Annotated in this window: 24 protein-coding genes; 9 read left to right on the forward strand and 15 right to left on the reverse strand. The window is 55.1% G+C overall.

The features are described 5' to 3' along the window. Window positions 1-89: 89 nt before the first annotated feature. Window positions 90-698 (reverse strand): cold-shock protein, encoded by a 609-nt coding sequence (locus tag ABNH10_RS07555; RefSeq protein ID WP_349385360.1) that lies wholly within the window; start codon window positions 696-698, stop codon window positions 90-92. A 205-nt stretch (window positions 699-903) separates the two neighbouring features. Here ABNH10_RS07555 and ABNH10_RS07560 point away from each other — a divergent pair, with 205 nt between their 5' ends. Then, complete coding sequence (locus ABNH10_RS07560) at window positions 904-1,950, forward strand: GNAT family N-acetyltransferase (protein ID WP_349385361.1); 1,047 nt, start codon at window positions 904-906, stop codon at window positions 1,948-1,950. 63 nt (window positions 1,951-2,013) lie between these two features. Here ABNH10_RS07560 and ABNH10_RS07565 read toward each other — a convergent pair whose 3' ends face one another. The 8 genes from ABNH10_RS07565 to ABNH10_RS07600 all read right to left on the reverse strand — a co-directional run bounded on the left by ABNH10_RS07565 (window position 2,014) and on the right by ABNH10_RS07600 (window position 9,193). Continuing rightward, complete coding sequence (locus ABNH10_RS07565) at window positions 2,014-2,376, reverse strand: hypothetical protein (RefSeq protein WP_349385362.1); 363 nt, start codon at window positions 2,374-2,376, stop codon at window positions 2,014-2,016. Window positions 2,377-2,665: 289 nt separating this feature from the next. Next, window positions 2,666-4,564 (reverse strand): M48 family metallopeptidase, encoded by a 1,899-nt coding sequence (locus tag ABNH10_RS07570; protein WP_349385363.1) that lies wholly within the window; start codon window positions 4,562-4,564, stop codon window positions 2,666-2,668. Between the two features lie 12 nt (window positions 4,565-4,576). Then, window positions 4,577-5,164 carry a LemA family protein gene (locus tag ABNH10_RS07575; protein ID WP_349385364.1) on the reverse strand — a complete coding sequence of 196 codons (588 nt, stop codon included), beginning with the start codon at window positions 5,162-5,164 and terminating at the stop codon, window positions 4,577-4,579. A gap of 124 nt (window positions 5,165-5,288) precedes the next feature. Next, window positions 5,289-5,744 carry an Mpo1 family 2-hydroxy fatty acid dioxygenase gene (locus ABNH10_RS07580; protein ID WP_349385365.1) on the reverse strand — a complete coding sequence of 152 codons (456 nt, stop codon included), beginning with the start codon at window positions 5,742-5,744 and terminating at the stop codon, window positions 5,289-5,291. A gap of 95 nt (window positions 5,745-5,839) precedes the next feature. Continuing rightward, window positions 5,840-6,751 carry a heme o synthase gene (gene cyoE, locus ABNH10_RS07585; protein ID WP_349385366.1) on the reverse strand — a complete coding sequence of 304 codons (912 nt, stop codon included), beginning with the start codon at window positions 6,749-6,751 and terminating at the stop codon, window positions 5,840-5,842. After that, window positions 6,748-7,812, reverse strand: coding sequence for a COX15/CtaA family protein (locus ABNH10_RS07590; RefSeq protein ID WP_349385367.1), 1,065 nt, complete (start codon window positions 7,810-7,812; stop codon window positions 6,748-6,750). Before ABNH10_RS07590 ends, cyoE begins: the two co-directional genes overlap by 4 nt. A 14-nt stretch (window positions 7,813-7,826) precedes the next feature. Continuing rightward, complete coding sequence (locus ABNH10_RS07595; protein ID WP_349385368.1) at window positions 7,827-8,441, reverse strand: redox-active disulfide-containing membrane protein; 615 nt, start codon at window positions 8,439-8,441, stop codon at window positions 7,827-7,829. After that, window positions 8,441-9,193 carry an SURF1 family protein gene (locus ABNH10_RS07600; RefSeq protein WP_349385369.1) on the reverse strand — a complete coding sequence of 251 codons (753 nt, stop codon included), beginning with the start codon at window positions 9,191-9,193 and terminating at the stop codon, window positions 8,441-8,443. The genes ABNH10_RS07595 and ABNH10_RS07600 overlap by 1 nt, the downstream gene beginning before the upstream one ends. Before the next feature lie 228 nt (window positions 9,194-9,421). Between ABNH10_RS07600 and ABNH10_RS07605 the strand changes: the two genes are divergently transcribed. Both ABNH10_RS07605 and ABNH10_RS07610 read left to right on the forward strand, forming a co-directional pair. After that, window positions 9,422-9,697 (forward strand): twin transmembrane helix small protein, encoded by a 276-nt coding sequence (locus ABNH10_RS07605; RefSeq protein ID WP_349385370.1) that lies wholly within the window; start codon window positions 9,422-9,424, stop codon window positions 9,695-9,697. A 236-nt stretch (window positions 9,698-9,933) separates the two neighbouring features. Next, window positions 9,934-10,086 (forward strand): hypothetical protein, encoded by a 153-nt coding sequence (locus ABNH10_RS07610; RefSeq protein ID WP_349385371.1) that lies wholly within the window; start codon window positions 9,934-9,936, stop codon window positions 10,084-10,086. Between the two features lie 179 nt (window positions 10,087-10,265). On the opposite strand, the gene ABNH10_RS07615 is transcribed toward ABNH10_RS07610, so the two are convergent. Further along, a complete protein-coding gene (locus tag ABNH10_RS07615; RefSeq protein WP_349385372.1) occupies window positions 10,266-10,604 on the reverse strand; it encodes a DUF1820 family protein in 339 nt (112 codons plus the stop codon). Between the two features lie 397 nt (window positions 10,605-11,001). Here ABNH10_RS07615 and coxB point away from each other — a divergent pair, with 397 nt between their 5' ends. Genes coxB through ABNH10_RS07635 form a run of 4 tightly spaced genes read left to right on the forward strand, consistent with a single transcriptional unit; the run spans window position 11,002 to window position 15,340 of the window. Continuing rightward, on the forward strand, window positions 11,002-12,210 hold the full coding sequence (gene coxB, locus ABNH10_RS07620) for a cytochrome c oxidase subunit II (RefSeq protein WP_349385373.1): 1,209 nt from the start codon (window positions 11,002-11,004) through the stop codon (window positions 12,208-12,210). Between the two features lie 14 nt (window positions 12,211-12,224). Beyond that, window positions 12,225-13,832: a cytochrome c oxidase subunit I gene (gene ctaD / locus ABNH10_RS07625; RefSeq protein ID WP_349385374.1), complete on the forward strand. Its 1,608-nt coding sequence runs from the start codon at window positions 12,225-12,227 to the stop codon at window positions 13,830-13,832. 22 nt (window positions 13,833-13,854) lie between these two features. After that, window positions 13,855-14,430 carry a cytochrome c oxidase assembly protein gene (locus ABNH10_RS07630; protein WP_349385375.1) on the forward strand — a complete coding sequence of 192 codons (576 nt, stop codon included), beginning with the start codon at window positions 13,855-13,857 and terminating at the stop codon, window positions 14,428-14,430. A gap of 28 nt (window positions 14,431-14,458) precedes the next feature. Continuing rightward, entirely contained in the window at window positions 14,459-15,340 is an 882-nt protein-coding gene (locus ABNH10_RS07635; RefSeq protein WP_349385376.1) for a cytochrome c oxidase subunit 3, read from the forward strand. A gap of 145 nt (window positions 15,341-15,485) precedes the next feature. Here the strand turns inward: ABNH10_RS07635 and ABNH10_RS07640 are convergent, their stop codons facing one another. The 3 genes from ABNH10_RS07640 to rapA form a co-directional block, all read right to left on the reverse strand. Beyond that, the gene (locus ABNH10_RS07640) at window positions 15,486-15,938 is read right to left on the reverse strand and encodes a hypothetical protein (RefSeq protein WP_011589175.1); all 453 of its coding nucleotides are present in this window, start codon (window positions 15,936-15,938) and stop codon (window positions 15,486-15,488) included. Window positions 15,939-16,120: 182 nt separating this feature from the next. Next, entirely contained in the window at window positions 16,121-16,789 is a 669-nt protein-coding gene (locus tag ABNH10_RS07645) for an alpha/beta hydrolase (RefSeq protein WP_011589174.1), read from the reverse strand. A 2-nt stretch (window positions 16,790-16,791) separates the two neighbouring features. Beyond that, window positions 16,792-19,701, reverse strand: a complete 2,910-nt coding sequence (rapA, locus tag ABNH10_RS07650; protein WP_349385377.1) for an RNA polymerase-associated protein RapA — start codon at window positions 19,699-19,701, stop codon at window positions 16,792-16,794. A 128-nt stretch (window positions 19,702-19,829) separates the two neighbouring features. Between rapA and ABNH10_RS07655 the strand changes: the two genes are divergently transcribed. Both ABNH10_RS07655 and ABNH10_RS07660 read left to right on the forward strand, forming a co-directional pair. Beyond that, the gene (locus ABNH10_RS07655) at window positions 19,830-20,117 is read left to right on the forward strand and encodes a hypothetical protein (RefSeq protein ID WP_349385378.1); all 288 of its coding nucleotides are present in this window, start codon (window positions 19,830-19,832) and stop codon (window positions 20,115-20,117) included. 23 nt (window positions 20,118-20,140) lie between these two features. Beyond that, a complete protein-coding gene (locus ABNH10_RS07660; protein WP_349385491.1) occupies window positions 20,141-20,323 on the forward strand; it encodes a DUF1272 domain-containing protein in 183 nt (60 codons plus the stop codon). 525 nt (window positions 20,324-20,848) lie between these two features. Here ABNH10_RS07660 and uca read toward each other — a convergent pair. After that, window positions 20,849-24,436, reverse strand: a complete 3,588-nt coding sequence (gene uca, locus ABNH10_RS07665; protein WP_349385379.1) for an urea carboxylase — start codon at window positions 24,434-24,436, stop codon at window positions 20,849-20,851. A 100-nt stretch (window positions 24,437-24,536) separates the two neighbouring features. Beyond that, window positions 24,537-25,178 carry an urea amidolyase associated protein UAAP2 gene (locus ABNH10_RS07670; protein ID WP_011589170.1) on the reverse strand — a complete coding sequence of 214 codons (642 nt, stop codon included), beginning with the start codon at window positions 25,176-25,178 and terminating at the stop codon, window positions 24,537-24,539. Window positions 25,179-25,211: the final 33 nt, after the last annotated feature.

Raw genomic sequence — 25,211 nt, forward strand, 5'->3', positions numbered from 1 at the left:
TATTGTTATTCCACTTCAGGCAACAGGCGGCCCGCAACACGCGGCCGAAGGCTGCCTGTTGCGCGCCGCGAGATGCGACTTAGGTTGCTTTATTGTTCGATATAGACGTTATCGGCCTGTTCGCCGCGATCGGACATGCGGGTATCGAAGCGGACCTTGGTGCCGGTGCGCAGACTGCGGCGGCCGCCGTTCTGTACCGCTTTGAAATGAACAAACAGTTCCTCACCGCTGTCGGTAAGAATGAAGCCAAAACCCTTGTTTGGGTTGAACCACTTCACTTCACCGCGCTGCTGGCCATTGCTGCCGGGCAGGGAGGGCATGGGTAGGTTAGCCGGCATCAGCTTGCCGAAAGGAATCAACGGCAGCAGATAGACCAACACCGGTACCCACAACCACGCTTGATGGCTGAATACGGTATTACCGTGGCTGGCCACCAGGCCGGCCAAATAGAACACCACGGCTACATGGAGTGGCAAACGTTGGCGACCGCCCATCAGGCAGACCAAGTTAACGGCAGCGGCTAGTAGCAGACCCAGACCGGTTTGTTGGCTGTGGATGTTGGAAACCTGAATCATGGCCAGGTTTTCATGAATGGTCACCAAGGCCATTTCCGGGGCAAACAAAAGCCAAGCACCGGGGAGGGCAAGTAACAGGGTGACGATGACGTAAAATATAGTCAGCGGTTTAGAGAGATTCATGGAGTTGACGTTACCTTGTTTAAGCAATGAGTGATAAAAGTAAGGATAAAAAACCGCCAGATGACGAGGCGGTATTGTGCAGCCGGGTAAAACCCTCGTTATCGGTGCCCTTTTTGTAGGCTGGGCTTGTCGATAATGACTATCAGGCACTGCACAATCCGGGCATTGTACCCAAGCTGGCGATGAAACTCATGTTGGAGCTATTTTGGCGTCTTATCCGTTCCTTGAATTGACATTTTTCCAAGCGTTGCAGGATTGCGGTGCCGCCGCACCGCAAACGGGCTGGTCGCCCTGCCATGTGGCGCAAGAGCAGGGTTGGTTGCCCCTGTATGCACGCACTCACTCCCAGGGCGAGTATGTATTTGATTTTAGTTGGGCAGAGGCTTATCAGCGTCATGGCTTGGCCTATTACCCTAAACTGGTGACCTCGGTACCGTTCACCCCAGTAGTGGGGCCGCGTTGGCGCGGGAAGTGGACCGCAGAGACACTTTGGCAAACCGTCAGCGAGAAAATGGAAGAGCAGCAGGCCAGCGGTTGGCATCTGCTGTTTCCGGACCAGGCAAGTCGTGAAGCGTTGGAAGGTTTGCCATTGGTGTCCCGTCAGGCCTGTCATTTTCGCTGGTTTAATGGTGGTTATGCTGATTTCGATGATTTTTTGGCGCGATTTCAATCACGCAAGCGCAAGAATGTGCGCAAGGAGCGGCGGCGAATAACCGAGCAGGGGATTCACATGGAGCGCCGCCGGGGCGCACAGATTCAGGCGGATGACTGGGCTTTCTTCTACCGGTGTTATGCGAGCACTTACCTTAAGCGGGGGCAGATGCCCTATCTGAACGAGGATTTTTTCTCGGCGATAGCACGGCAGCAAGGTGAGCAGTTGATGCTGGTGATGGCCTGGGACGGGAATACCCATGCCCCGATCGCCGCGGCGCTGTATTTTTTTGATGACACTCAGCTCTATGGCCGTTATTGGGGCTGCTTGCAGGAGCGCGATTGTCTGCATTTCGAGCTGTGCTACTACCAGGGAATCGAATTTGCCATTGAGCAGCAGCTACAGGAATTTGATCCGGGCGTGCAGGGAGAGCACAAGATTTTGCGTGGCTTCGAGCCGGTCATTACCTGGTCATTACATCATTTACGCGAGCCTGCATTTCAACAGGCGATCGCGGATTTCTGCCAAGAGGAAGCGCGGCACGTGCACGGCTACCAGCAGGAGGCTCGCAGTCTGTTACCGTTCCGGCGAGATGAATGAAGGATTTCACAAGCGCCTTGGAGGCTGTGATCAAGTGCGGGGCTTGTTACTTCTGGCAGGGTATCAGGCGGCGCATTGTTCACGTTGGTACAGCAACGCCATGGTGACCTTGTCACACAGATCCGCTTCGGGGTGGTCCGGAGATTTTGGCCCCAGTGTGTCGGTGACATCTTCAAGGTCGCAGCCCTGTGGGTCATTCAGGTCAGCAAAAAACTCCCAAGCGCGGCCGTGGCAGTCTACTAGTGTGCCGGTATAAATACCCTCATCAAATTGGCACACAGAAGAGAAGACGGTGTTATCCAAAGCAAAGCCCTGTGCGCTAACCCAGGTCGATAGCGCTGGGTTCAGGCTGCCGTTACGGACCTGTTCGGTAGCGTGTGCGACAGACTCCCAAGCGTTACGTGTGCTCGCTTTACTAAATTCCATTATGTAGTCCTCGTTCCATGAGGTTGATCGTCCGTTAATCTGTGATGAAGGTCACAGGGCTGCCGATCAACGGCAGTATTTCGGAGATGCCCGTATTCTGCACGCTTCTTGCCACCAACCGATAAGGGCGTTGTCTTAAAAGGCTGTAAGTCAAAACGGACATGCCGAAAAAGGGGCCGTCGATTATGCCGTCGTGAATCGAACTCAAGGGTATTGTGGCGCCGGCGGGGCTAGATGCCAATATTCTATTTGTTGCTTATTTTCAGGAATGTCAGGCCGTGGAGAGCATTCAGCGACTAAACAGCGGCGGAAGCGGACATTCAAGCAAGGCGGATACCGCTCGCAGCAGTTCTGCCTCCTGCACCTGGACTTTGCCATCGGCCAGTACCAGATCTGCCGCGGCATCAATGACAGGCCCCTTGAGCAGCGGAGACAAGTCGGCCAGGCGCTCAATGGCGTTGCTGAGCTTGTGGCTGCCGCAATGTGTTAGGGGCAGCAAGGTGCGGCCAGCGGGCAGAAGCCCGTGGGTGCTGAGCTGGAACAGGGTGCGGGCGTTTTTCTCGTCAGCGCCACTGGCCCAAGTCAGTACGGAAAACAACAATTGCAGTTCCGCGGCCAGTGCGCCATAGCGGCGGAAGCGGGTGCGGCGATTTTTGCCGGATTGATCCCCCAGTTGCTGCCGGGCCAATCCCACTAGCGCCCATTCGAAAAAGCTGTAACGGTCGTCGACCTCAATCAATGCGGTCAGGTGAGCCAGGATCCGTGCCCGGTCAGCGGCGGGTAGCGGCTTAAGCGCCGGTAATGCCAGGTCAATTAACGGCAGCCGTAGACGGGAACCCTGGGCATGAATTTGCTTGCTTAGCGCGACCAAGGCGGGTCGTTGACCTGTGATATCTAATGCAGCCAACAGCGCTTCAGTGCTGCTATTTGACGCGCTAAGTATCAGGGCGTAGAGCACATTCTCTGCCGATTTGGGCGAGCGAGTTTGGCGTCGAATATCGTCAGGAATGGTCTCCAACAGGCTACGAGCATAGCCCATATCCGGTTCGCTCACGGTGCCAATGCGTTGTGAGGGGGCGGGAGTTGGCTGGGTTCCGTGGCGTGAGGGTGCAGGGCTGCCGTCGGCGAAGGCTGAGGCTCCTTGAGGGGTCCCGGGGTTGGTGTGTCTGGCGGTGCTATGGGCATTACGGGCTCGGCTACGGGCACGGGCCACCCAGTCGCTGCCGAGGGCGCAGAGTCGCTCGTCCAGTGGCGGATGGGTGCCTAGCAGGTTGCGCCAGCGAAAACGTAACGTTTCGCCGAAACACATGTGGCTCATGTCTTCTGCGTGGGCGCTGGCTAGGTGAGAGCCGTTGCCGTTACGAATTTTAATCAGTGCACCGCCAATTCCGGCCGGGTTGCGGGTGAATTGCACGGCAGAGGCATCTGCCAACAGCTCCCGCTGCCGGGAGATGGCCGCTTTAATCAGGCGCCCGAAGAATAGCCCGACATAACCGACAACCATCAATGCCAGCCCGGCAAACACCAGCCCGCCACCGCCTTTGCGATTAGAGGAAGAGCGTCGCTGGCCTCGAATCAGGTATTCGCCGACTTTGCCCAATGCGAGAATGCCCGCAAGCACGGCCAACAGACGCAGGTTCAGGCGCATGTCGGCATTGAAAATATGACTGAACTCATGGGCGATAACGCCTTGCAGCTCATCGCGATTGAGCTCGTTAAGTGTGCCCAGCGTCACCACCAGCACGGTTTCCGAGGGGCGGAAACCTGCCACAAAAGCGTTAATGCCACTTTCCTTGTCCAGCACATAGAGCTGGGGAGCGGCGATACCCGAGGCAATACTCATTTCCTCGACCACATTGATCAGCTTTTTTTCGCTGCTGTCTGCGCTATCCATGGGGATGTGGCGGGCACCGAGCATGTCCGCCAGGCCCTTGCCACCGTTGCGCAGCTGCCAAAGTTTGATCAGACAGCCGAAGATCATTACCGCCAGAGTGAGGCCGGTAACCCAGTGGACGATGGGGTGTGCAAGCCACTGGTGAGCGTGCACGATCTGGACGTTTCCCCAGAACAGCGTCAGCAACAAGGCCAGGTTGACACACACCACGATGGCGATGACCGCGAGGATGAAATAGAGAACAAGCAGCCCGGTTTTGCGCCGGGCTCGTTCTTGGTGTTGAAAGAAGTCCATGGCGAGGCCGGGTTAGAAGCTGACGTTCACGGCCTTGCGTGCCTGCTCGCTTTCAATTTGTAGCAGTTTGGCTTCGCTAAAGCTGCCGAATAACCCGCCGATGAAGTTTTGTGGGAACTGCTCACGGTAGGTGTTGTAGTTCATGACCGCATCGTTGAATGCTTGGCGAGCAAACCCAATACGGTTTTCGGTGCTGCTCAGTTCTTCCATCAGCTGGGCCATGGTGTCGTTAGCCTTGAGATCCGGGTAGTTTTCGCTGAGAGCAAAGAAGTTAGCCAGTGAACCGGAGAGGAAAGATTCTGCTTTGCCCAGTTGAGTGACAGCATTGGCATCGTCCGGTTGTGCAGCGGCGGCTTTTTTGGCGCTAATCGCCTGGTTTCGCGCTTCGATTACCTGGGTCAGCGTTTCTTTTTCATGGCTCATGTAGCCTTTGGCCGTTTCCACCAGGTTGGGGATCAAATCGTGGCGGCGTTGCAGTTGCACGTCAATTTGGGCAAAGCCGTTCTTGAAACGGTTTTTCAGGGCGATAAGCCGGTTGTAGACGGCAATGATGTAAATGATGACGGCAATGATGATGCCGAAAAAAATCAGAGTGCCCATGCGGGTATTCCTTCCCCAAGCGATGTTGTTGTTAGCCTATAACCTACTGCAAAAGTCTTAGAGTGGAAAGGCGTTGATTCTAATTTGCGGTAGGCACTTGGCGGCAAGCTCTTATAGCAAGAAATTAATACTTGATTCCCCATTTTTGATAGAGAAAGCCCATGATCCAAGCCGGGCCGATCATCAGATACTGGATATCTTCAAAAAACGAGGGTTTCTGGCCCTCAACTTTATGGCCCCAGAATTGGCCGATCCAGGCGAGGATGAAGACCACTAGAGAGAACAGCCAGACGCTAATGCCAGCAGCGGCAATGAGGCTGAGTCCGGCCAGACAGAGCAGGCTAAAAACCAGCATGCCCACAGCAATGGGTATGGATAGGCGGGCGTAGTAGAGAGTGACGAAGACCAGTGCCAAGCATGCCCAGAACCCGGTGAACAGGGGGGCAGGAAGAGCCCAGAGAAAGCCGACGATGGTGAAGAAGATCACCGGCACGCATAGGAAGTGTACTTTCTTGTTGGTAGGGTTTTGGTGACTTTCTCCATAGGCGTTGAGCCAGTCATTCAAGCTGCGGGCTGCCATGCTGTTCTCCCCTTGTTGGTATTCGATGGGGAAGAGTATAACGCGGCGGGGCGCCAGTGCCTCCTCTGGGCTCGGCGCCCTAGACTATATGTGTTTCACGCGCCAAGCCAAGCCGCGACATTGGCGGGCGTCACGGGCAGGTAGTGGTCTACCAGCAGGGCGGTAAACAGGGCGAACAAATAAGTAATCGAATAACCGAAGGTTTTCATTGGAAGTTTCGGGTCTTCAGAAAAACGCAGGCGTACTGCGTGATAGAGAAATACCAGGCCGAGGATCAACGCGCTGAGCAAATAAATCAGGTCGCTCATGCCGGTGAGATAAGGCAGCAGTGTGCAGATAAACAGCAAGATGGTGTAGTAGAGCACCGATTCACGGGTAAACGGAATGCCATGGGTCACCGGTAACATGGGGATATCGGCCTTGGCATATTCATCGCGGCGGTGGATAGCCAGCGCCCAGAAGTGTGGCGGGGTCCAAACGAAGATGATCAGCACTAGCAGCCAAGCGTAGGGATGTGCATCACCGGTAACGGCTGTCCAGCCCAGTAGCGGCGGGATTGCCCCCGCGATGCCGCCAATTACGATGTTTTGCGGCGTAGCGCGTTTAAGATACAGGGTGTAAATAAAGGCATAACCGACAAAGCCGAACAAGGTCAACCACGCCGTTAGCGGGTTCACCAGAAAGTACAGCATAATCATTGAGGCGGTTGCTAGCAGCACCGCAAAGGTGATGGCGGCTTTGGGGGTCAGCTTTCCGGCAACCAGAGGGCGCTTCTCGGTGCGCTTCATAATGGCGTCAATTTTCTGATCCATAATTTGGTTGATCGCGGCGGAGGCCATCATGGCCAGCGACAGCCCCACAAAGGCAGGGATGAAAGTGGCTAATGGCACCATGCCTGCCGGTTCGGTGGCTAGAAACATGCCCGCCACCGCAGTGACCATAAGCAGCATGACCACGCCGGGTTTAGTGAGGGCGAGATAGTCGCGCCAGTGGGTTCTCTCACTCATGACGGGGCTCCTTTTTGTTGTGATTTGGGTTCGCGTTTGCCGCATTTTACGTTTATGGCACGGATAAATAAGACCAGACTTGCTAACAGTAGCACTGCCACAAAGTTATGGGCGACGGCCACATCCAGTGGCACGGCAAAAATGACATTACTTAGCCCCAGCCCGATCTGCAGGGTGAGAAGGCCGGCAATCACCAGGGCAAAGTTGCGGAAAAATACGCTGCGGGCCCGCAACAGAATTTTCCCTATCAGCAAGAGGGCCAACAGAGTGACGGCCAGGGCGCCGAAACGGTGCATCACGTGGATGGTTGTGCGCGCTTCGTTATCCAGAACACCATACTCATAATCCGGCTTGTCGTGTTCGTGCCCCCAAAAGATAAAGGCTTTCTCGAAATTTAGCCGTTCTTGCCAGCCTTCTTCACACACGGGCAGATCGGTGCAGGCCACGGCTGCATAGTTACTGGCGGTCCAGCCGCCCAGGGCGATCTGCAAAATAACGGCGGCCAGCGTTATTGATGCCAGCGGCTTGAGAGTGAGTACATCGCAGTCGTTCAGAAAGCTTGGCCAGCGAAACACTCGGGCAGTAAGCAGCACCAGCAGGGTGAAGGTGGTAAAGCCGCCGAGCAGGTGCAGCATGACGATAGTGGGCTGCAGTCCCATGGTCACCGTCCACATGCCCAGAATGCCCTGAAAGATAACCAATACCACCAGGAAGAGCGGTAGTTTCAGTGGCTGCTTTTCCCGTTTGCGATTAACGAATGACAGGGCAGCGATGATGATGATTACTAGGCCCAGGGTCGAGGCAAAATAACGATGTACCATTTCCGGTACGGTCTTGTGCGCTTCACGCAGGGCCCCGGGTGTGGTTTCGTTGGTGTTGGCCACGTGCTCAATGGCTTTGCGGACGTCCAGATGTCCATAACAGCCTGGCCAGTCCGGACAGCCCAGGCCGGCATCGGATAGCCGGGTCCAGGCGCCGAGGATGATCACGCCAGCAGCCAGAAGGACGGCCAGAATACAGAAGCGGCGCAGCCAGCGCTGTGATGCGGTGGGGGTTTGCATAATCAAGGGCCTGCTTAACCGATCAGTGACCCTTTAAGGGTCCGTTTGAGATCGACGCGGATATTCTCCGCCTCTTCGAGGGTGGCATCCATGTTTTCGTGCGAGGGGTAACGCATGAAGATCTGGCCGTCCGGGCTGACCAAGAAAATATCGCCAATGGGGTGACTGGGCTCGGGGGCGTATACCGGTGCCAGAGCCCGCTTAACATCAGCAGCAGCGGCATGAATGGAAACCATGCCGTCGACTTTATCGGTAAGGAAAGTTTGTAATTCGGTATTGGCGGGAGCGGTATGGAGAATCACCCGGCGTACACGCTGAGTATCTTCCCCTAAAGTGAGTCGTACCTGTTTTACTTGATAATAGAGGCCGTTTTTACAGCGCGTGTCACAACCGTCACCGGCCACATAAAGCAGGGTCCACTGGTTGCTCATATCATCGCGGTCGTAGGGCTGCTGTTCGCTATCGGTGGCATGTAGAGCCGCCATATCGATATGCGGGATCAATAGTTGCCCTTTGTTGACCTTCGACAGCTCCGCGGGGTTTATCAGAAAGCGTCCGGCCAAAAAAAACAGGATAAAAGGAGCAATGATTGCCGCTAGGGTGGCAATGTTCTTGGTCCGTGGAGACATTACAATTCCTCTCGCGTCTTGCGTGCTTTACGCCTGTTTCGGAGTGCGGCGGCAACATATATCAGCAGAGCGGCCAGCGCCAGCGCGAACCATTGCAGCGCATAGGCCTTGTGTCGTTCCGGGCCCATTACGGTCACGTCCTGCCAGTGCCGGGGCAGTGGCGCATTGTTGCCCAGTGCCAGTTCCGGAGTAACCCGGATTTCAAAGGGCGGTAATTCTACCCCAAGTCGCTCTCCAATAGCGTCAAAATCCACCTTTTGTACGCGCAATGGCCACTGATTGTTGGGCAATGGCATGTCCTTGAGCACAAAAACGTCCCGGGAGGGGCGATAAGCCGTTCCGTGAACGGTTTGGTTTTCCTCAATGGGAGCGATCGTTGGTAGCGTGGCGCGGTCTTCTCCTCTCGCTAGCCAGCCCCGGTTAATTAATACCCAGCGACCCTCTCGGGTTTCAAAAGGAGTCAAGAGGTGATAACCCGCCACGCCATTGAGGGTGCGGTTGTCTAGGAGCACGTTGTGGGCGTTGTCGAAGTGACCGGTGATAGTGATGCGGCGGTGCATAGGGTCAGCATCGGCTAACAGGGTGGGCAGGTCGGCGGGTGGAAGGGTGGCCCGTTCGCTCTGTTCTGTTAGCCACAGGCGTTTTTCTTCGGCACGTTCAAGCTGCCAAAAGGCCAGCCGCAAGCAGATTGCGGCCACAATAAGGGTCGCTATGAGTGCGATCCAGGGCGCGCGGCGGTAAGAGTGAGGCATGGTTGTGTGCCCTCGTGACAGCAGTAGCGCGGCGCAACGGGGGGTTGCTGTTTTATGTTGTCGCCTTGCTTTATAGATAGTGTGTGCACAGTCAGGCTTGGCCATTACAATGCCTGCCTGACAATGGCGGCACATTGTACATAGCTGGCCGGGCTTTTCATCTGCCTGTGAGAAAGTCCCCTTTGTGTGTGCTTATTAAGCCTTGATGTGTTTAAGGAGATAGCGAGTATGTGGTGGGTAAAGCTGATTGTTGTGGTTTTGTTGCTGGCGGCAGTGATCTCTCTGGGCCGCGCGCTCATGTCTTTGGTGAAAGGGCAGGGGAAAGAAGGCAAGACCATGCGGGCCTTGGCTTGGCGTGTGGGGTTTTCGGTGGCGGTATTTTTGTTTATTTTGCTTAGCATGCATATGGGGTGGGTGCGGCCTCACGATGTGAACCCAGCTCTGCGTTACGGTGAGCCGATTCAGCCCGGCGGTCAGCTGCCTTCCCAAAACCTGGGAGAGTAAGGCTGTAGTGAAACGGTGCCGCAAAGCGCTGTTCGCCTTGTAAAAGGCCAGTAAAAAGGCAGTTGTGCATGGAACAAAGATAGCCAGGGAACCTCGGATACAGTGGACTCACCTTGAGTGAGTACGAGGAGAAGGGCCAGCAGGGATGGCCAAGGAGCACGGATGCACTTCTCTTTTTATTCAGATTGCGCGCACCCCGTTCTGGCTGTGGTGACGGCCAAGGTAAGGAGACGACAATGGAATGGATAACCCGGTTTGTGCTGATTTTGTTTGTTCGCATGATTGCCCGGGCTGAACAGGCCATGTTGCTGGCGCGAAGCACGCGTACAGAACGTTCTCCTGTACGCTCCGTGACGCGTAATCACGTTTGCAGGGACGCCGTCGGTTAAAGGGTTGATCTTTTTTGCTTCTCCGGGAACCTTTGAATCACCCTGCGGACTAATTCAGTAGGCAAAATATGTTTTCTCCTCTTAAGTAACATCAGGCAACCCTCGGGGGCGCTCGGTCAAGCCGGCGCCCTTCTTTTTTAGGGGCGGGCTGTGTTTTTCTCCGGGTGTGGGTGCTGGCCTCAGTCTTTGGATGGGGTAGGAGGCATGGGGAACGGGGAAACGTTGTTGCTGCGCACTTTGTCGCCTGATTCAGTGATTTTGCCTACGCCTTCCTTTTCTACTTCATCAATACGGATCACCGTATGCATGGGGATGTATGATCGCAAAACCCCTGAAAATTCGCTCTTAAGCTTTTCTTCCGATGGATCGACCACCACACCGCTGCGCTCATCAAACAGAAACTCTTCCACCTCGATAAAGCCATGCAGGTCGCTTTGGTATATTTCTGAGGCATAAATTTCGTAGGTTTGTGCCTGGCTCTGGAATATGACGCGGTAGATGGGTCGTCGTTTGGGCATGGTAGAAAGAGACACTGGCTAGAGAAATAGGGGCGAAGTGTAGCATGGCGTGCGACTTTCGTACCTGCCTGAAAGGCTTGATAAAGCCTACCTTTCGGCTGGACTTTAGCCATGCGAATGACTAGAGTTGGCGCCCATAAATGCAGTGAGACAATTTGCCACACCTCCGGCAATTCAATGAAATTACTATGGCGGCAAATAGCTATTTGATTTTATTGGGTTTTGCCTCCTATGTGACACGCTAAACGGCCGCCCCCTTGGTCGTGGATGTCAATGGGGAAGGTTTGGCGCCCGTTTCGCTGTATCAATCCTGAAACTCGCTTTCCAGGCGCCGGTAACGGCAAAGAACAAGCGTACCTGTAACGGGGTAGCGCTGGGGAAAACAGGGAGCAAACGCATGCAGTCAACTCTGTTCCACCGCGCAGCGGTTGGTCTTACGTCACTGATGATCAGTGGCATGACCTTCGCTAGCGACTGGACCGAACGTTCCGATCTCGACCTGCGGCCTGGGGTAACCCAGGCAAGCCAGGACGTTCAAGATCTTCACACCACCGTTCTCTGGATCGTGACCGTTATCGGTCTTTTGGTCTGTGGCCTGATTCTGTTCTCGATGATCCGCCACCGTCGGTCCAAAAACCCGAATCCTTCCACTTTTCACGAAAACGTGTTTTTCGAAGTGCTGTGGACAGTGATTCCCTTCGTCATCCTGATTGCCATGGCCGTACCGGCCACCCGGGTACTGGTTCAGCTGGATGACACCGCTGAATCTGAACTGACGGTGAAGGTAACCGGTTATCGCTGGAAGTGGAGCTACGAGTATTTGACGTACGAAGATGACAACGATATCGGAGTCTCTTTCTTCTCTAACCTGGCTACGCCGCCGGAACAGTACAACAACCCGGTTCTTTCCGGTGGCCTGTTTCCTTACGGCACAGCGAAGGAGCTGGTCGGCAAAGAGGCTCCTGAGAAAGACCACAACTATAACTTGGAAGTGGATAACAAACTGCTTATCCCGTCAGGGCAGAAAGTGCGTTTCTTGGTGACTTCTGATGACGTAATCCATTCTTTTTGGGTGCCGGACTTCGGCGGCAAGAAGGATGCAATCCCAGGTTTCGTTAACGAGACCTGGGCGTTGGTTCCGGAAGGCAAAGAAGGCACTTACTACGGCCAGTGTGCTGAGTTGTGTGGCAAGAACCACGCCTTTATGCCGATTGCCGTAGAGGTAGTAACCCAGGACGAATTCAAGGCTTGGATTGCTGAAGAGAAAGAAAAAGCCGCTTCTGGCCCCGACCTGACACCGTTTGCCGGTCTCGATCAGGCGATGGAAGAAGGTAAGCAAGTTTATGCTGGTGCCTGTGCAATGTGTCACGGTGACAATGGTGAAGGCGGTATCGGCTTGGCATTTGCTGGTACAGAGTTTGCCACCAATAACGAGCACCTGAACGAGCATATCGACGTGTTGGTGAATGGCCGTGCTGCCATGCCCAGCTTCAAGGCTCAACTGACACCGCGCCAGATTGCGGCGGTGATCACCTATGAGCGTAATGCTTTCGGCAACGACACCGGCGATCTGATTCAGCCCGCCGACGTTAACGACCACGAATAAGGGAGGGGATAGCAATGTCTACTGCAGCTGCAACCCATGATGATCATCACGATCATCACCACGCCCCGACCGGCCTGAAACGTTGGCTGTTCAGCACCAACCACAAAGATATCGGTACTTTGTACCTGTGGTTTAGCTTCGCCATGTTCCTGTCCGGCGGTTTCCTTGCCATGGTAATTCGTGCCGAGCTGCTCCAGCCTGGCATGCAGTTCGTGGATCCGGAATTCTTCAACCAGATGACCACCGTACACGGCCTGGCCATGGTTTTTGGCGCAGTGATGCCTGCCACGGTTGGCCTGGCTAACTGGATGATTCCCTTAATGATTGGTGCGCCGGATATGGCGCTACCGCGGATGAATAACTGGTCTTTCTGGATTCTGCCTTTCGCTTTCACCATTCTGATTGGTTCAGTGGTGTTGAGCGCATTCGGTGCCGGCAATCCTAGCGCGCCGAACTTTGGCTGGACCTTCTACGCGCCGTTGTCCACCAAGTACGGGCCGGCGTCCACCGATTTGTTCATTCTGTCGGTTCACATGATGGGTATCTCCTCCATCATGGGTGCTATCAACGTGGTGGTAACGGTCTTCAATATGCGTGCCCCTGGCATGACATTGATGAAGATGCCGCTGTTCGTATGGACTTGGCTAATCACAGCCTTCCTGCTGATCGCGGTCATTCCTGTTCTGGCCGGTGCGGTAACCATGATGCTGACGGATCGTCACTTCGGGACCAGTTTCTTTGATGCCGCCGGTGGCGGGGACCCGGTATTGTTCCAGCACGTGTTTTGGTTCTTCGGGCACCCTGAGGTGTACATCATGATCCTGCCGAGTTTCGGTATCGTGTCAGCGATCATTCCGGCCTTTGCTCGCAAGCCGCTGTTCGGTTACGCCTCCATGGTGTACGCCACCGCGTCCATTGCGCTGCTGTCCTTCGTGGTATGGGCTCACCACATGTTCACCGTGGGTATGCCGTTGGCCGGGACCTTGTTCTTCATGTACATGACCATGTTGATCTCCGTGCCTACCGGCGTGAAGGTGTTCAACTGGGTAGCCACCATGTGGCGCGGTTCCATGACTTTCGAACTGCCAATGAAGTGGGCGATTGCCTTTGTGGTGTTGTTTACCTGCGGTGGTCTGTCCGGCCTGATGCTGGCGATTACCCCGGTAGATTTCCAGTACCATGACACCTACTTCGTGGTGGCGCATTTCCACTATGTATTGGTGACTGGTGCTATCTTCTCCATTTACGCTGCTGCCTATTACTGGTTGCCGAAGTGGTCCGGCATCATGCCTAACAAAACCCTGGGAGAGCTACACTTCTGGAATTCCTTGATTTCCGCCAACCTGCTGTTCTTCCCCATGCACTTCGTGGGCTTGGCCGGCATGCCGCGTCGTTACGCTGACTACGCGTTGCAGTTCGCGGACTACAATTTCTGGATTTCCATCGGTGGCTTCTGGTTCGGCCTGTCGCAGCTGTTGTTCTTGGCGGTGGCTGTGCTTTGTGCCCTGAAGAAAGGCGAGAAGGCTCCGGCCAAGCCGTGGGAAGGTGCCGAAGGACTGGAATGGGAAGTGCCGTCTCCGGCGCCGTTCCACACCTATGAAACCCCGCCGGTGGTGAAGTAACAAAGACGGATGGAGGAGTACCATGAGCGGTGAGCAGCTCAGTGTTGAACAGCGCAATAAGCGCACGCTGAAAAAGCTGTTGATCTGGGCGGTGGCCATGTTTGGCTTCGCCTTTCTCATGGTGCCCTTTTATAACGTTATTTGTGATGTCACCGGACTGAATGGAAAAACATCCCGTACGGCCGCTACCCAAGTGCCTGAAAATGTGGTGGCAGACCGTACCGTGACAGTGGAATTTATTACCCAGAAGGGCGACGGAATCGGCGGAGAGTTCTCCTCTGAGACCAAGCGGGTGAAGGTGCATCCGGGGGAAATTACTCTGGTGCATTTTTATGCAAGTAACCCGACTTCATCAGACATGATTACCCAGAGCATCCCGTCGGTAACACCGGGGGAGGCGGCGCGATACCTGCACAAGACACAGTGTTTCTGCTTCGATCAGCAGACGCTGCTGGCAGGTGAGCGCAAGGATATGCCGATGATTTTCTATCTGGATCCAGACATTCCCAGTCACATTAACCAATTCACTCTGTCATACACGATCTTCGATGTGACAGAGCGGGTCGCCGGTAAAAACAACAGCGTGGCTGTGAACTAGAACAGCCGGTTGTAGAGGAGATTTTTTAATGGCTACTGAAAAATACTACGTTCCAGAGAGCAGCCCTTGGCCGTTGACGGCTTCTATCGGTCTGTTCATGACCGCTATTGGCGGTGCGCATTTTATTCAGCAGAGCACCATGGCGGGCATGGAGCCTAGCTTCATTGGCAAACCGCTATTCTTCCTAGGCCTGACCTGGTTGCTGGTAGTGATCGCCCTGTGGTGGCGTGATACTATTAAGGAATCCGTTGGGGGCCTACACAGCAACCAGTTGGGCGGTTCCTACCGCCAGGGCATGTTGTGGTTCATCTTTTCCGAGGTAATGTTCTTTGCGGCCTTCTTTGGCGCGATGTTCTACACCCGTTGGCTGATCCTGCCATGGTTGTCCGGGGAAGGCAGCAACGCCATGACCCACGAATTGTTGTGGCCGAACTTTCAAGCCATGTGGCCGCTGACCGTGACCCCTGCGGGTGATACTACCCAAGCCATGGGCGCATGGGGCTTGCCGGCGATTAATACCGCTATCCTGTTGGTATCCTCTGTAACTCTGACCATCGCTCACCACGCCTTGCTGGAAGGCAAGCGTGGTACTGTGATTGCCTTCCAGTCGGCGACAGTGATCCTCGGTGTGATCTTCCTGTTTTTGCAGGTGGAAGAATATATCCATGCTTATACTGAACTCGGATTGACGTTGGATGCGGGTATCTACGGTAGTCTGTTCTTCCTGCTCACCGGGTTCCATGGTGCGCACGTGACCATCGGTACCATCTTCTTGTTCGTAACCCTGCTACGTGTGATCAAGGGCCACTTTGATGAAGAGAATAACTTTGCCTGGGAAGCCGGTGCCTGGTATTGGCACTTTGTGGACGTGGTGTGGTTGTTCCTGTTTATTACGGTGTATTGGTTGTAATCGGCGGCGCTGCACGCGCCACGCGATAAGCAACACGTAAAAAGCCGCGCTTCGAAAGAAGCGCGGCTTTTTTGTTCGAAAGTTTAATGCTGTATTCAGGGCATCGGCGTTTCGGACGGCGAGACGGCATTTACCTGAGTGGACCTCAACGAAGCCCGAATACATCAATGATTGTCTGAGTCGCATCAATCACCCGAACCACCTCATTATCGATGATGACGTCGCTGACACCGTCAATATGACGAATGCCGCTGTATGAAGGTAATCGCTCGCTGTTGTAGTAGAGCGTGTCGGGAAGGTATTGGCCTTTCTGCAGTTTCTTTTGCCAACCTGGCGGCAACTCGCCGCCTCGGGCCATTTTCTTCTGCAAGCCAGGAGGCAGGGCGTCAAACTCACGCTGGCTCAAACGTTGACGAAGGACCTCACGCTCGCGAGAGCTGTAGCGATATTCGGAATAATCACGGCGGTTATCCACCAACTGAACATGAGTGCGAGTATCGCGCTGGCCATTCTCCCAAGGCGGGCGAGCTTCGGCAAAAGTGGAAATTGCGCTAAGGCCAAGCAGGGCAGTAAGAGTAAAGACGGAAGCCGTTTTCATATGGGTCCCCTTTGTCGAAAGAGTATGGGTACCAGTATGGCGATGGAATGTGCAAAAAACGCGTAGGGATCATCAAAAACGGTTAAAGCTCAGAAACTGGAAGGCGTCGCAGACACCAAGTACTCGCCTCTTTACTGGTCTGTCTGCGACAGATTTGAAGCTGTGTTTTACTTATGAATTCGTCATTGGTTAGGCGGCATTAGCCGTTCATTCAGCCATTGGCCAATATCCCGAATTTGTTCCAGGCAGACCATATGCTCCATGGGGTAGCTTTTGTATTGTGGTGAGTAACCCAGCTCACTCAGGGTGGCTGCGGCTCGTTGGCCTAATTGCTCAGGAACCACCGGATCCATGCTGCCGTGGCAAATCATAACCGGCAGTGTGGCGTTGGCATCGCTGGGTATTACCGGCATGGCCATATAGGTGGACAGGGTGAGCAGGCCGGCAAGGGGTTTGGGGTAGCGCAAAGCGGCTTGATAGGCAACGGCGCCACCCTGAGAAAAACCGGCGATGATGATCCGTTTGCTGGGGATGCCTCGGGCGATTTCTCGCTCGATTAGCATCTCCACCGCTCTGGCAGATGCCAGTACTCCTGCCTCGTCAACTTTGCGATCGATATCCATGGCGAGAATATCGTACCAGGCAGGCATGACCATGCCGCCATTGACGGTAACGGGGATTTGCGGTGCGTGAGGAAACACAAACCGTACGGCTAAATCTGCCGGCAGCTGCAGCTCAGGCACAATAGGTTCGAAATCGTGGCCACTGGCACCCAGGCCGTGCAGCCAGATAACGCTGGCGGTGGCTTCTGTGGCGGGTTCGATTTCAACAAAACGTAATAGCTCGCTCATGGTTAATCTCCCCCCGCGACAATGATGCGTACGGCTTCAAGCTGACAACGGGCTTCGCCGAGGCATTTTTCCAGTGCCTGGGTTTGGTCTTCCAGTGCGTCGATTTCTGCGTGCCTTACCGCCGGGTTTTTGGCTTGCAGCGCTTTTAGGCGAGCCAGCTCATGGGCCTGTTTCTCGCGCATTTTTTGCTGGGCGGCGGTGATGGTGCTTTCTGCCTCCTGGCTGGCGCTAATGTCATCGGCTTTGAGCAGTTTTTCCAGCAAGGCTTTTTGGCTGCCGACAATTTTGCGGCTCAGCGGCTTGTCCATTTTGTGGCATTGCTGGCTCAAACCGTCGTGACTAATCGCCTGGCTGATATTCTTGCCGTTGGCATCAAGAAGGTGACGGATCACCGTGGTGGGTAAAAAGCGATCTGCCTGAAGATGTTTTGGGGCGACGGCATCTACAGTGTAAATAGCTTCGATAAGCAGTGTGCCGGCTTTGATTTTGGGGTTCTTAAGTAGGCTAACAGCCGCTTTACCACGGTGCTCGGTGAGCATCATTTCCAAGCTGCCAGTGACCATGGGGTGTTCCCAGGTGAGAAACTGCATGTCGTCCCGCGCCAATGCGGTGGCACGGTTATCGGTCATGGTGACCCCCTCTTCCGGCAAGGCGGGAAAGGCATCACGCATGTGGGGGCCGGGTTTGAGTATCACTGCGGTATCGGAATGATCTTCCTGTTCGACACCATAACGATCAAAGATTCTTTGCATGAAAGGCAGTGGGGTGTCCTCATCTGCAGCAATCAAATCGGAGATCAGGGTTTCTGCGCGTTCACCATCAAACGAGCTCAGCTCCAGCAGGCGGTCACGTCCGGTTTCAAGCAGGGTGTGTAGCTCGGTGGTAATGGCGCGTGTATCGTCCACCAGTGCTTCGATGGCGGTGTATTCCGGATCACCGGTAAGCAAAGGTTCTAGCGCGTCGCGGCTGCGCAGGTAAATGTCGTGGCCTGCCGGGTTGGTGTGTTCGAACGCGTTCATGCCCTCGTGATACCAGCGGAACAGGACTTCCTGAGCGTGTTGCTCGAAGTAGGGCACGTGAATCTGAATGTCGTCGGTTTGGCCAATACGGTCCAAGCGGCCGATACGCTGTTCGAGCAGATCCGGGTTTAGGGGTAAATCCAGCAGGACGAGATGATGAGCAAACTGGAAGTTACGGCCTTCAGAGCCGATCTCCGAGCAAATCAGGGCTTGGGCGCCATCAAAGTCGTCGGCGAAGAAAGCGGCGGCCCGGTCGCGTTCAATCAAGTCCATATCTTCATGGAACATGGCCACGTTCATGCCTAGCTTGTAGTTGCAGTGGGCATGCAGGTCGGTGGCGGTATTCTTGCTAGCACAGATCACCAACACCTTGTCCTGGCGATGTTGTTTGAAAAATTTTTCCAGCCAAGTGACGCGAGGGTCCAAGGTGCACCAGCGATCATCGTGGAACAGAGTCTCCGGGTGCAGATGGCCGTCAACTTCTTCATCGCTGTCGTACTTGTACTCGTCTGGCAGCGTAAGAGGGATACCGTGCACGTGACGTGCCGGAAAGCCGGCGATGTTGTGGCGGGTGTTACGGAACATCACGCGCCCGGGGCCAGAACGATCCAGTAGTTCTGTCTGAATCGCTTCGCGGTTGGTTTCGTTAATGTCCATGTCCGGTAGTAGGGCCACGGCTTTTTGCTTGAGTGCCTCATCCCATTGAGATTCATCGTGCAGTCGGCCGGCCAACGCTGCCACGTCTTGATAGCGGGCTTGTTCTTCCTTGAACGCTTCCAGGCTGGGATAGCGTTCCGGGTCGAGCAGGCGCAGCCGAGCATAGTGGCTTTCAAGGCCGAGCTGTTCCGGGGTAGCAGTAAGTAGCAGCAGGCCCCGCGCTTGTTGGGCAATGGTTTCCACGCGCTGATAATCGTCGCTGGCCTGTTGCACTGACCATTCCAGGTGGTGAGCTTCGTCGACCACCAGCAAGTCCCAGTCGGCAGCGGCCAGTTGCTCAATGTCGCACTCGCTGAGAAAGTCCGTGCTGCACAAAATTAGCTGTTCACTGAGGAACGGATTGTCGTCACCACTGGCGGCGCTGACACGGCTGGCTGTTTCGTCAGCGTCTTCGTCCGAGGTGTTTTCCTCTTCGATAATCTGCGCCAGCATGTCCTTGATGCTGTCCTCCGGTTGCAGGGCGTTCAGGCGCTCGGCATCAAAAATGGAAAAATGCAGATTGAAACGGCGCACCATTTCTACGAACCACTGGTGGACCAAGGGCGACGGTACTACCACCAGCACTCGCTTGGCGCGACCGGTGAGCAACTGTTGATGCAGGATCAGGCCTGCTTCAATGGTTTTTCCCAAGCCGACTTCGTCGGCAAGCAAAACCCGGGGGGCAAAGCGGTTAGCGACCTGGTCAGCGATATATAGCTGGTGACCAATCAGATCAATGCGAGGCCCCCGTAGCCCTTTAATGGCAGATTGTTGTTGGCGGCAATGGGCATGGAGTGCATCGATACGGAGTTCGAACCAGCGGTTGGAGGAAAGCTGGTTGGATAACAGACGGTCTAAGGCGGCGGTCAGCCGTAGGGTATGGCCAAGATTGGTCTCCGGCACCGGCTGGATATCGTCTGGGCTGCCGTCCTTGGGGTGAGCCATGTAGATCTTGAGTCCATTAAGCTCGTTAACTTCGGTAACCACGAGCTCCATTTCATCGGCGGTGCGGATGGTGTCGCCGCTGTCGAAAGTGACCCTGGACAGGGGGGCATTATTCTTTGCGTAGGTGCGTTCTTCCTCTACCGCCGGGTATTCCACGGTGACCAGTCGGTAATCCAATTCCTTGATGATGCCGAGGCCCAGCTCAGTTTCGGATTCGCTCAGCCAGCGCTGGCCGGGGATAAAGTCAGTCATTGTCGCTGCCGGTGATTGCTTGGGTGGCGAATTATACGGGTTTGTACGCCCCCCTTCGATGGGTGAATCGGATTTCATAGACAAGGGCCTGACTGCAGGCACGGGCCTGGCGTCGGCTGAGCGGGCGTTTGCTGCAAATTGTGGGGATGGCGGTGTTTGTGTCGGCCAATCGCGAAACTGGCAAGCAAAATTTGCGGTATGCTCTAGCGACGATTGGATTTCATGGTGATGAGCGAATGGGCGATATTCTGCCGTTCAAGAAACCGCAAAAGAAAACGCCGAATAGAGGCATGTGCCAGCACGGGTTCCACAGGTGGTTGATCTGTAAGGAAAAGCGGTTTGATGTGAAGCAAGGAAAGCTGGTGACGGTTTACCGTTGTGAGCGCTGCGGAAAAGAAAAAGTGAAGACGCACTAATCGGGTAAATGTGCATGCTTGAAATGCGATCTAGCTGTGAAATATGTCAGTGCACCTTGGCCGCCGATGAGCAAGCGTATATTTGCTCCTACGAATGCACCTTTTGTGTCGATTGCTGCACCATTCATGCTTGCCGATGTCCGAATTGTCTAGGGGAATTGGTAAAGCGGCCCCGCCGGCAGAAGGCCAGCAATGACAACCCTTGAAGAAAGGGCGCTTGCGGGAAGTTCACGCGTATAACTTGCCGGTGAATGAGGGGCAGCCAGAGAGTGCTAACGGGTTAGAGGTGTGGGTGACGGCGTTAGGGGAGAGGGCGAGTTTCTACCCGCCATTAGCTCAGGTGTTACAGGCGGCGGGTTTCAAAGAAGGTGGCGTTGCTCACTCAAATGCCGGTAGCGCTGAATGGGCTGGGGCGTTCATCAGCGCGCGAGTGCAATCTGTATTGTTGAATGCCAGGACGTTGGGGCCATGCCGAGCAATTCCGCTAGGCCCGCCCTCGGTGCGGCAGGGGAGAACCGCACTGTCGATTGGCATCAACGACACAGATAATAAGGCGTGTTCATAGCCCTCGTTTTGCATTCATTTCCGAGCGCCTACTATCGCGAAAAAATACGTAGGGCATGAATCCAAGCATCCTTGCTATCGCAATAACAGCAACGGTGGCGATATTGTTATGGTCTTTCTGGACAGATCAAGAGGCTGCAGTTTTTCAGAGTCTCTTTAAAAGGCTTTCAATCCAGCACCATGATCGCTTGCCCCGCATTGATCTGCTGACCTTCCTGGCGGGAAACAGTGATGACGTTTCCTGAGCCCGGGGCGTAGATTTCAATTTCCATCTTCATGGATTCAAGCACAGCCACCACGTCACCTTTTTGCACGTGGTCGCCTTCGGACACGTTCAGTTTCCAGATGTTGCCTGCTACAGGGGATTCCACTGGAGTGCCATCCACTTCTTCAGGTCCATTGTCTGCCTCTAGATTCTGCTCGGACTGGAAATTGATCTGGCCACTGTCCACCCAGCGTTGCAGTTCTTCATCAAATGCCTGATTGCGGACGTCGGTGAAGGTGGCAATATCCTGTTGGTTGTCGTCCAGGAACTGCTGGTAAGCACTGAGGCTGAAGGTCGTTTCTTCCACCTTCAGCGGGTAATCCCCCTTGGGGAAATCTCGGCGAATCTGGTTAAGTTCTTCGTGGCTTACCTCGTAAAAGCGAATCTGGTCGAAGAAACGCAGTAGCCAGGGCTGGTCGAAGACTCGTGTTTTGCGGTAACGGTTCCACATCTGCAGGGTGCGGCCGACAAACTGATAACCGCCGGGGCCTTCCATGCCGTACACACACAGGTAAGCGCCGCCGATGCCCACAGAGTTTTCTGCCGTCCAGGTACGGGCGGGGTTGTACTTGGTGGTGACCAGACGATGGCGGGGGTCGTAGGGGGTAGCCACTGGCGCACCCAGGTAGACATCACCCAACCCCATCACCACGTAGCTGGCGCTGAACAGAATATTTTTTACAGCATCAATGCTGTCCAGCCCGTTGATGCGACGGATAAATTCCAGATTAGACGGGCACCAGGGGGCATCCTTGCGCACCGACTGGATGTATTTTTCGATGGCTTGATGACAGGCTTGGTCATCCCAGCTCAGCGGGATATGTACGATGCGCGAAGGGACTTCCAGATCATCCTGCTGCTGTAGGGCATGTTCGGCACCGGCTAGGTCTTTGAGCAGTTGCTGGCGAGTAAGAACCTGTGGATTGAAATGGATCTGCAAGGAGCGGATACCGGGCGTCAGTTCAATAATGCCGGGGAGTTTTTGCTGTTCAAGCCACAGCATGAGCGCATGGGCGCGAAATCGGAGGCGCAGATCCAGCACTAGGGGGCCGTATTCCACCAGTAGATAACGGTCTCCAGCGGCGCGGTAAACCACGTCTACGCCGGCTTCTTGTTTGCTAAGGGTATTAAGCACCGGTGTGGTAATGCCAGCACTTTTTACCTGTTTAGCCGGCTCAACGAGTGAGGACACGCAGTGGTCTTGTTCGGCGGCAAGTGTATCCGCATCGTCCAGGCTGATGGCTTCAAAACGTAGGGTATCGCCGGCTTTTAGTTGCCCCAGCTTCCAGCGGTCGGCCAGTACCACAGTGGCGGGGCAGACAAAGCCACCCAGTGACGGCCCGTCCGGGCCGAGGATGACCGGCATGTCGCCCGTGAAGTCCACTGTGCCTACTGCATAAGCATTGTCGTGAATGTTGGAAGGGTGCATGCCGGCCTCGCCACCATCACTGCGTGCCCAGTTTGGTTTGGGGCCCACTAGGCGGATACCGGTCCGGCTGGAGTTGTAATGCACTTGCCAGTCCGTGGAGAAAAACATGGCCATGTCGTCGTCGGTAAAAAAATCCGGGGCGCCATGGGGGCCGTAGATCACCCGCAGGGTCCAGGCTTTGCCAAGCTCGGGCTTCAAGCTTGCCGGCACCTCCACGCGGGCTGTTATGCCTGTATCTTCAGAAAAGTGCAGCACATCGCCGGTGCGCAGGGCGCGGCCACCGTGACCACCGAACTGGCCGAGGGTAAAAGTACTGCGTGAGCCCAGATAGGGGGTGCACTGGATGCCGCTGGCAATAGCAAGATAGGCGCGAGCGCCTTCGCCGCTTACTTTGCCCAGTTTTAGCACCTGACCTGGTTGTACCTGGATGACCTGATAAGGGGGGAACGGACGGCTATCCAGAGAGGCCTGCATGTCCGCGCCAGTAAGGGCTATGCGGGTGGCCTGGTTGAATTTCAGCGTTGGGCCGTTAAGCGTGAATTCCAGTCCGGCGGCGGCTTCGTCGTTGCCCAGCAGGCGGTTACCGAGACGGAAGCTGAGGTTGTCAAAAGGTCCTGAAGGGGGCACGCCCACGGGCCAGTAGCCACTCCGGCCAGGGTAATCCTGTACTGTGGTCATGGTGCCGCCGGCCAGTACATCTACGGTAAAAGGTCGGTAACGGAAATCATTGAGGTAGCGGGTGGTCATTCGCCCTTGCGCAAATACCGGGTTGGCCAGAATGGTGCGAACATATTCCCGGTTGGTCTCAATACCTTCCAGGGTGATGCCATCCAGGGTCTGCGCCAGTGCGTTCAGTGCGCTATCGCGATCGGCTTGATGAATGATGACCTTGGCTAGCATGGGATCGAACAGGGGAGAAACGGTAAGCCCGGCTTCCACCCAGTGATCAATACGCAATGCTTGCCCATCTGCTTCAGGAAAGGTGACAGCAGTCAGCAGGCCGGCGCTGGGTTGGAAATCCTTGGCCGGGTCCTCGGCATAGATCCGCGCCTGAATGGCGTGACCATTGGGAGTAAAGGGGCCGAGTGAGTTCAGTGCGGGCAGCTCGCCAGCGGCCAGTTTGATCATCCACTCCACCAGATCGACGCCGAAAATCTGTTCGGTGACACCGTGTTCCACCTGCAGGCGGGTATTCACTTCCAGAAAGTAGAAAGTGTTGGTGTCCTGATCGAGAATGAATTCCACTGTGCCGGCATTGCGGTAATGCACCGCTTGCATAAGCGTGCGTGCAGTATCGTGCAGTTCATGGCGAACATGATCGGGCAGGTTGGGGGCCGGTGTTTCTTCCAACACTTTCTGGTGGCGACGCTGGGCGGAACAGTCGCGTTCACCGAGGGTAACGGCTTGGCCTTTGCCATCACCGAATACCTGGACTTCAATGTGACGGGCGCGGGCGATATATTTTTCTATAAAGACGCCATCATTGGAAAAATTGTTGGCGCTGAGGCGGCGCACGCTATCCCAAGCCTTGTCTAGGTTTTCTGCATTGTCACAGATTTGCATGCCGATGCCGCCACCGCCGGCTGTGCTCTTCAGCATGACCGGATAACGGATTTTTTCAGCCGCTTTCAGTGCTGCCTCTTTATCATTCAGCAGGCCGGTACCTGGCAGTAGAGGAACATCGTTTTTTTCTGCCAGGGCACGAGCGGTGTGCTTGAGGCCGAAGGTGTCCATTTGTTCGGGCGTTGGGCCAATAAAGGCAATGCCGCGGGCTTCACAGCCCTTCACAAAGTCCGGGTTTTCACTGAGAAAACCGTAACCGGGGTGCACGGCTTCTACGCCATGTTCTTCCATGAGGGCAAACAGCTTATCCTGATTCAGATAGGTATCCTGGGCATTGCCTTCCCCTAGGCAGAAGGCTTTGTCGGCGTAACGTACGTGCAGGGAATCGCGGTCGGCCTCGGCAAAAACCGCTATGGAAGTGATGCCCAGGGATTGGAGGGTACGGGTAACGCGGGTGGCAATGGCACCGCGATTGGCAATCAAAACCTTGTTGAACATGACTTTTTCTCTTGTCGGGCTGTCTCTGGGACAGATGACGGGCCGTCCCGTCTTTATAGCCTTGGCCGCCGGGGTCGTCCCCAGGGAAATTGGTCGGTGCTCAGTCGTTCCAGATAAGAACGTCAATGGGTGTCGGGTTGTAACCGTTGCAGGGATTGTTCAACTGAGGACAGTTGGAAATGAGGATCAGCGTATCCATGCAGGCGGTCAGTTCAACGTATTTACCCGGGGCAGAAATGCCGTCTTCAAAGGTCAGGCCGCCTTCGGCCGTCACCGGCACATTCATAAAGAAGTTGATGTTGTGGGTGATGTCCTGCTTGGCAAGATGGAATTCCGGGTGCTGGTTAATGGCCAGCATCCAGCTGTCACGACAGGCATGCATGCAGCGCTTTTCCAGACTGTAACGCACGGTATTGCTTTCGGTGGCGCAAGCGCCGCCCAGCGTGTCGTGGCGACCACAGGTATCGGCAACGATTTTCAGCAACGGGTTCATGCGGTTGCTCATCAGTACGGTGCCGGCGGTGAGATACACATTGCCCTGTTCACGGATGGTATCCACGGCGCTGTAACGCTCAGCAGGATCTGCCGCATTGTAGAACAGGGTGTCGGCAGCCTGGTTGCCCTCCAGATCCAGCAGGCGAACAGTCTGGCCTTTCTTGATGATACGGATGAAATAGTCGCCGGCCGCCACTTCTTCACGGAAGAAGGCCTGCTCCGGTTGACGTTGGCTTTCTTTGATCATGGGTCTTTCCTTGGCGCCTCAAACAGCGCTTTT

The organism is Alcanivorax sp., from assembly GCF_040119285.1.
GTDB lineage: Bacteria > Pseudomonadota > Gammaproteobacteria > Pseudomonadales > Alcanivoracaceae > Alcanivorax.

Coding starts and splice junctions, on each gene's coding strand:
- ABNH10_RS07615 (WP_349385372.1), bottom strand. CDS start 10,604: ATGCCCAAACGACGACCCATCTACCGCGTCATATTCCAGAGCCAGGCA.
- uca (WP_349385379.1), bottom strand. CDS start 24,436: ATGTTCAACAAGGTTTTGATTGCCAATCGCGGTGCCATTGCCACCCGC.
- ABNH10_RS07630 (WP_349385375.1), top strand. CDS start 13,855: ATGAGCGGTGAGCAGCTCAGTGTTGAACAGCGCAATAAGCGCACGCTG.
- ABNH10_RS07570 (WP_349385363.1), bottom strand. CDS start 4,564: ATGGACTTCTTTCAACACCAAGAACGAGCCCGGCGCAAAACCGGGCTG.
- ABNH10_RS07660 (WP_349385491.1), top strand. CDS start 20,141: ATGCGATCTAGCTGTGAAATATGTCAGTGCACCTTGGCCGCCGATGAG.
- ctaD (WP_349385374.1), top strand. CDS start 12,225: ATGTCTACTGCAGCTGCAACCCATGATGATCATCACGATCATCACCAC.
- ABNH10_RS07605 (WP_349385370.1), top strand. CDS start 9,422: ATGTGGTGGGTAAAGCTGATTGTTGTGGTTTTGTTGCTGGCGGCAGTG.
- ABNH10_RS07600 (WP_349385369.1), bottom strand. CDS start 9,193: ATGCCTCACTCTTACCGCCGCGCGCCCTGGATCGCACTCATAGCGACC.
- ABNH10_RS07580 (WP_349385365.1), bottom strand. CDS start 5,744: ATGGCAGCCCGCAGCTTGAATGACTGGCTCAACGCCTATGGAGAAAGT.
- ABNH10_RS07565 (WP_349385362.1), bottom strand. CDS start 2,376: ATGGAATTTAGTAAAGCGAGCACACGTAACGCTTGGGAGTCTGTCGCA.
- ABNH10_RS07590 (WP_349385367.1), bottom strand. CDS start 7,812: ATGCAAACCCCCACCGCATCACAGCGCTGGCTGCGCCGCTTCTGTATT.
- ABNH10_RS07645 (WP_011589174.1), bottom strand. CDS start 16,789: ATGAGCGAGCTATTACGTTTTGTTGAAATCGAACCCGCCACAGAAGCC.
- ABNH10_RS07670 (WP_011589170.1), bottom strand. CDS start 25,178: ATGATCAAAGAAAGCCAACGTCAACCGGAGCAGGCCTTCTTCCGTGAA.
- ABNH10_RS07640 (WP_011589175.1), bottom strand. CDS start 15,938: ATGAAAACGGCTTCCGTCTTTACTCTTACTGCCCTGCTTGGCCTTAGC.
- ABNH10_RS07610 (WP_349385371.1), top strand. CDS start 9,934: ATGGAATGGATAACCCGGTTTGTGCTGATTTTGTTTGTTCGCATGATT.
- ABNH10_RS07635 (WP_349385376.1), top strand. CDS start 14,459: ATGGCTACTGAAAAATACTACGTTCCAGAGAGCAGCCCTTGGCCGTTG.
- coxB (WP_349385373.1), top strand. CDS start 11,002: ATGCAGTCAACTCTGTTCCACCGCGCAGCGGTTGGTCTTACGTCACTG.
- ABNH10_RS07575 (WP_349385364.1), bottom strand. CDS start 5,164: ATGGGCACTCTGATTTTTTTCGGCATCATCATTGCCGTCATCATTTAC.
- ABNH10_RS07595 (WP_349385368.1), bottom strand. CDS start 8,441: ATGTCTCCACGGACCAAGAACATTGCCACCCTAGCGGCAATCATTGCT.
- ABNH10_RS07555 (WP_349385360.1), bottom strand. CDS start 698: ATGAATCTCTCTAAACCGCTGACTATATTTTACGTCATCGTCACCCTG.
- rapA (WP_349385377.1), bottom strand. CDS start 19,701: ATGACTGACTTTATCCCCGGCCAGCGCTGGCTGAGCGAATCCGAAACT.
- cyoE (WP_349385366.1), bottom strand. CDS start 6,751: ATGAGTGAGAGAACCCACTGGCGCGACTATCTCGCCCTCACTAAACCC.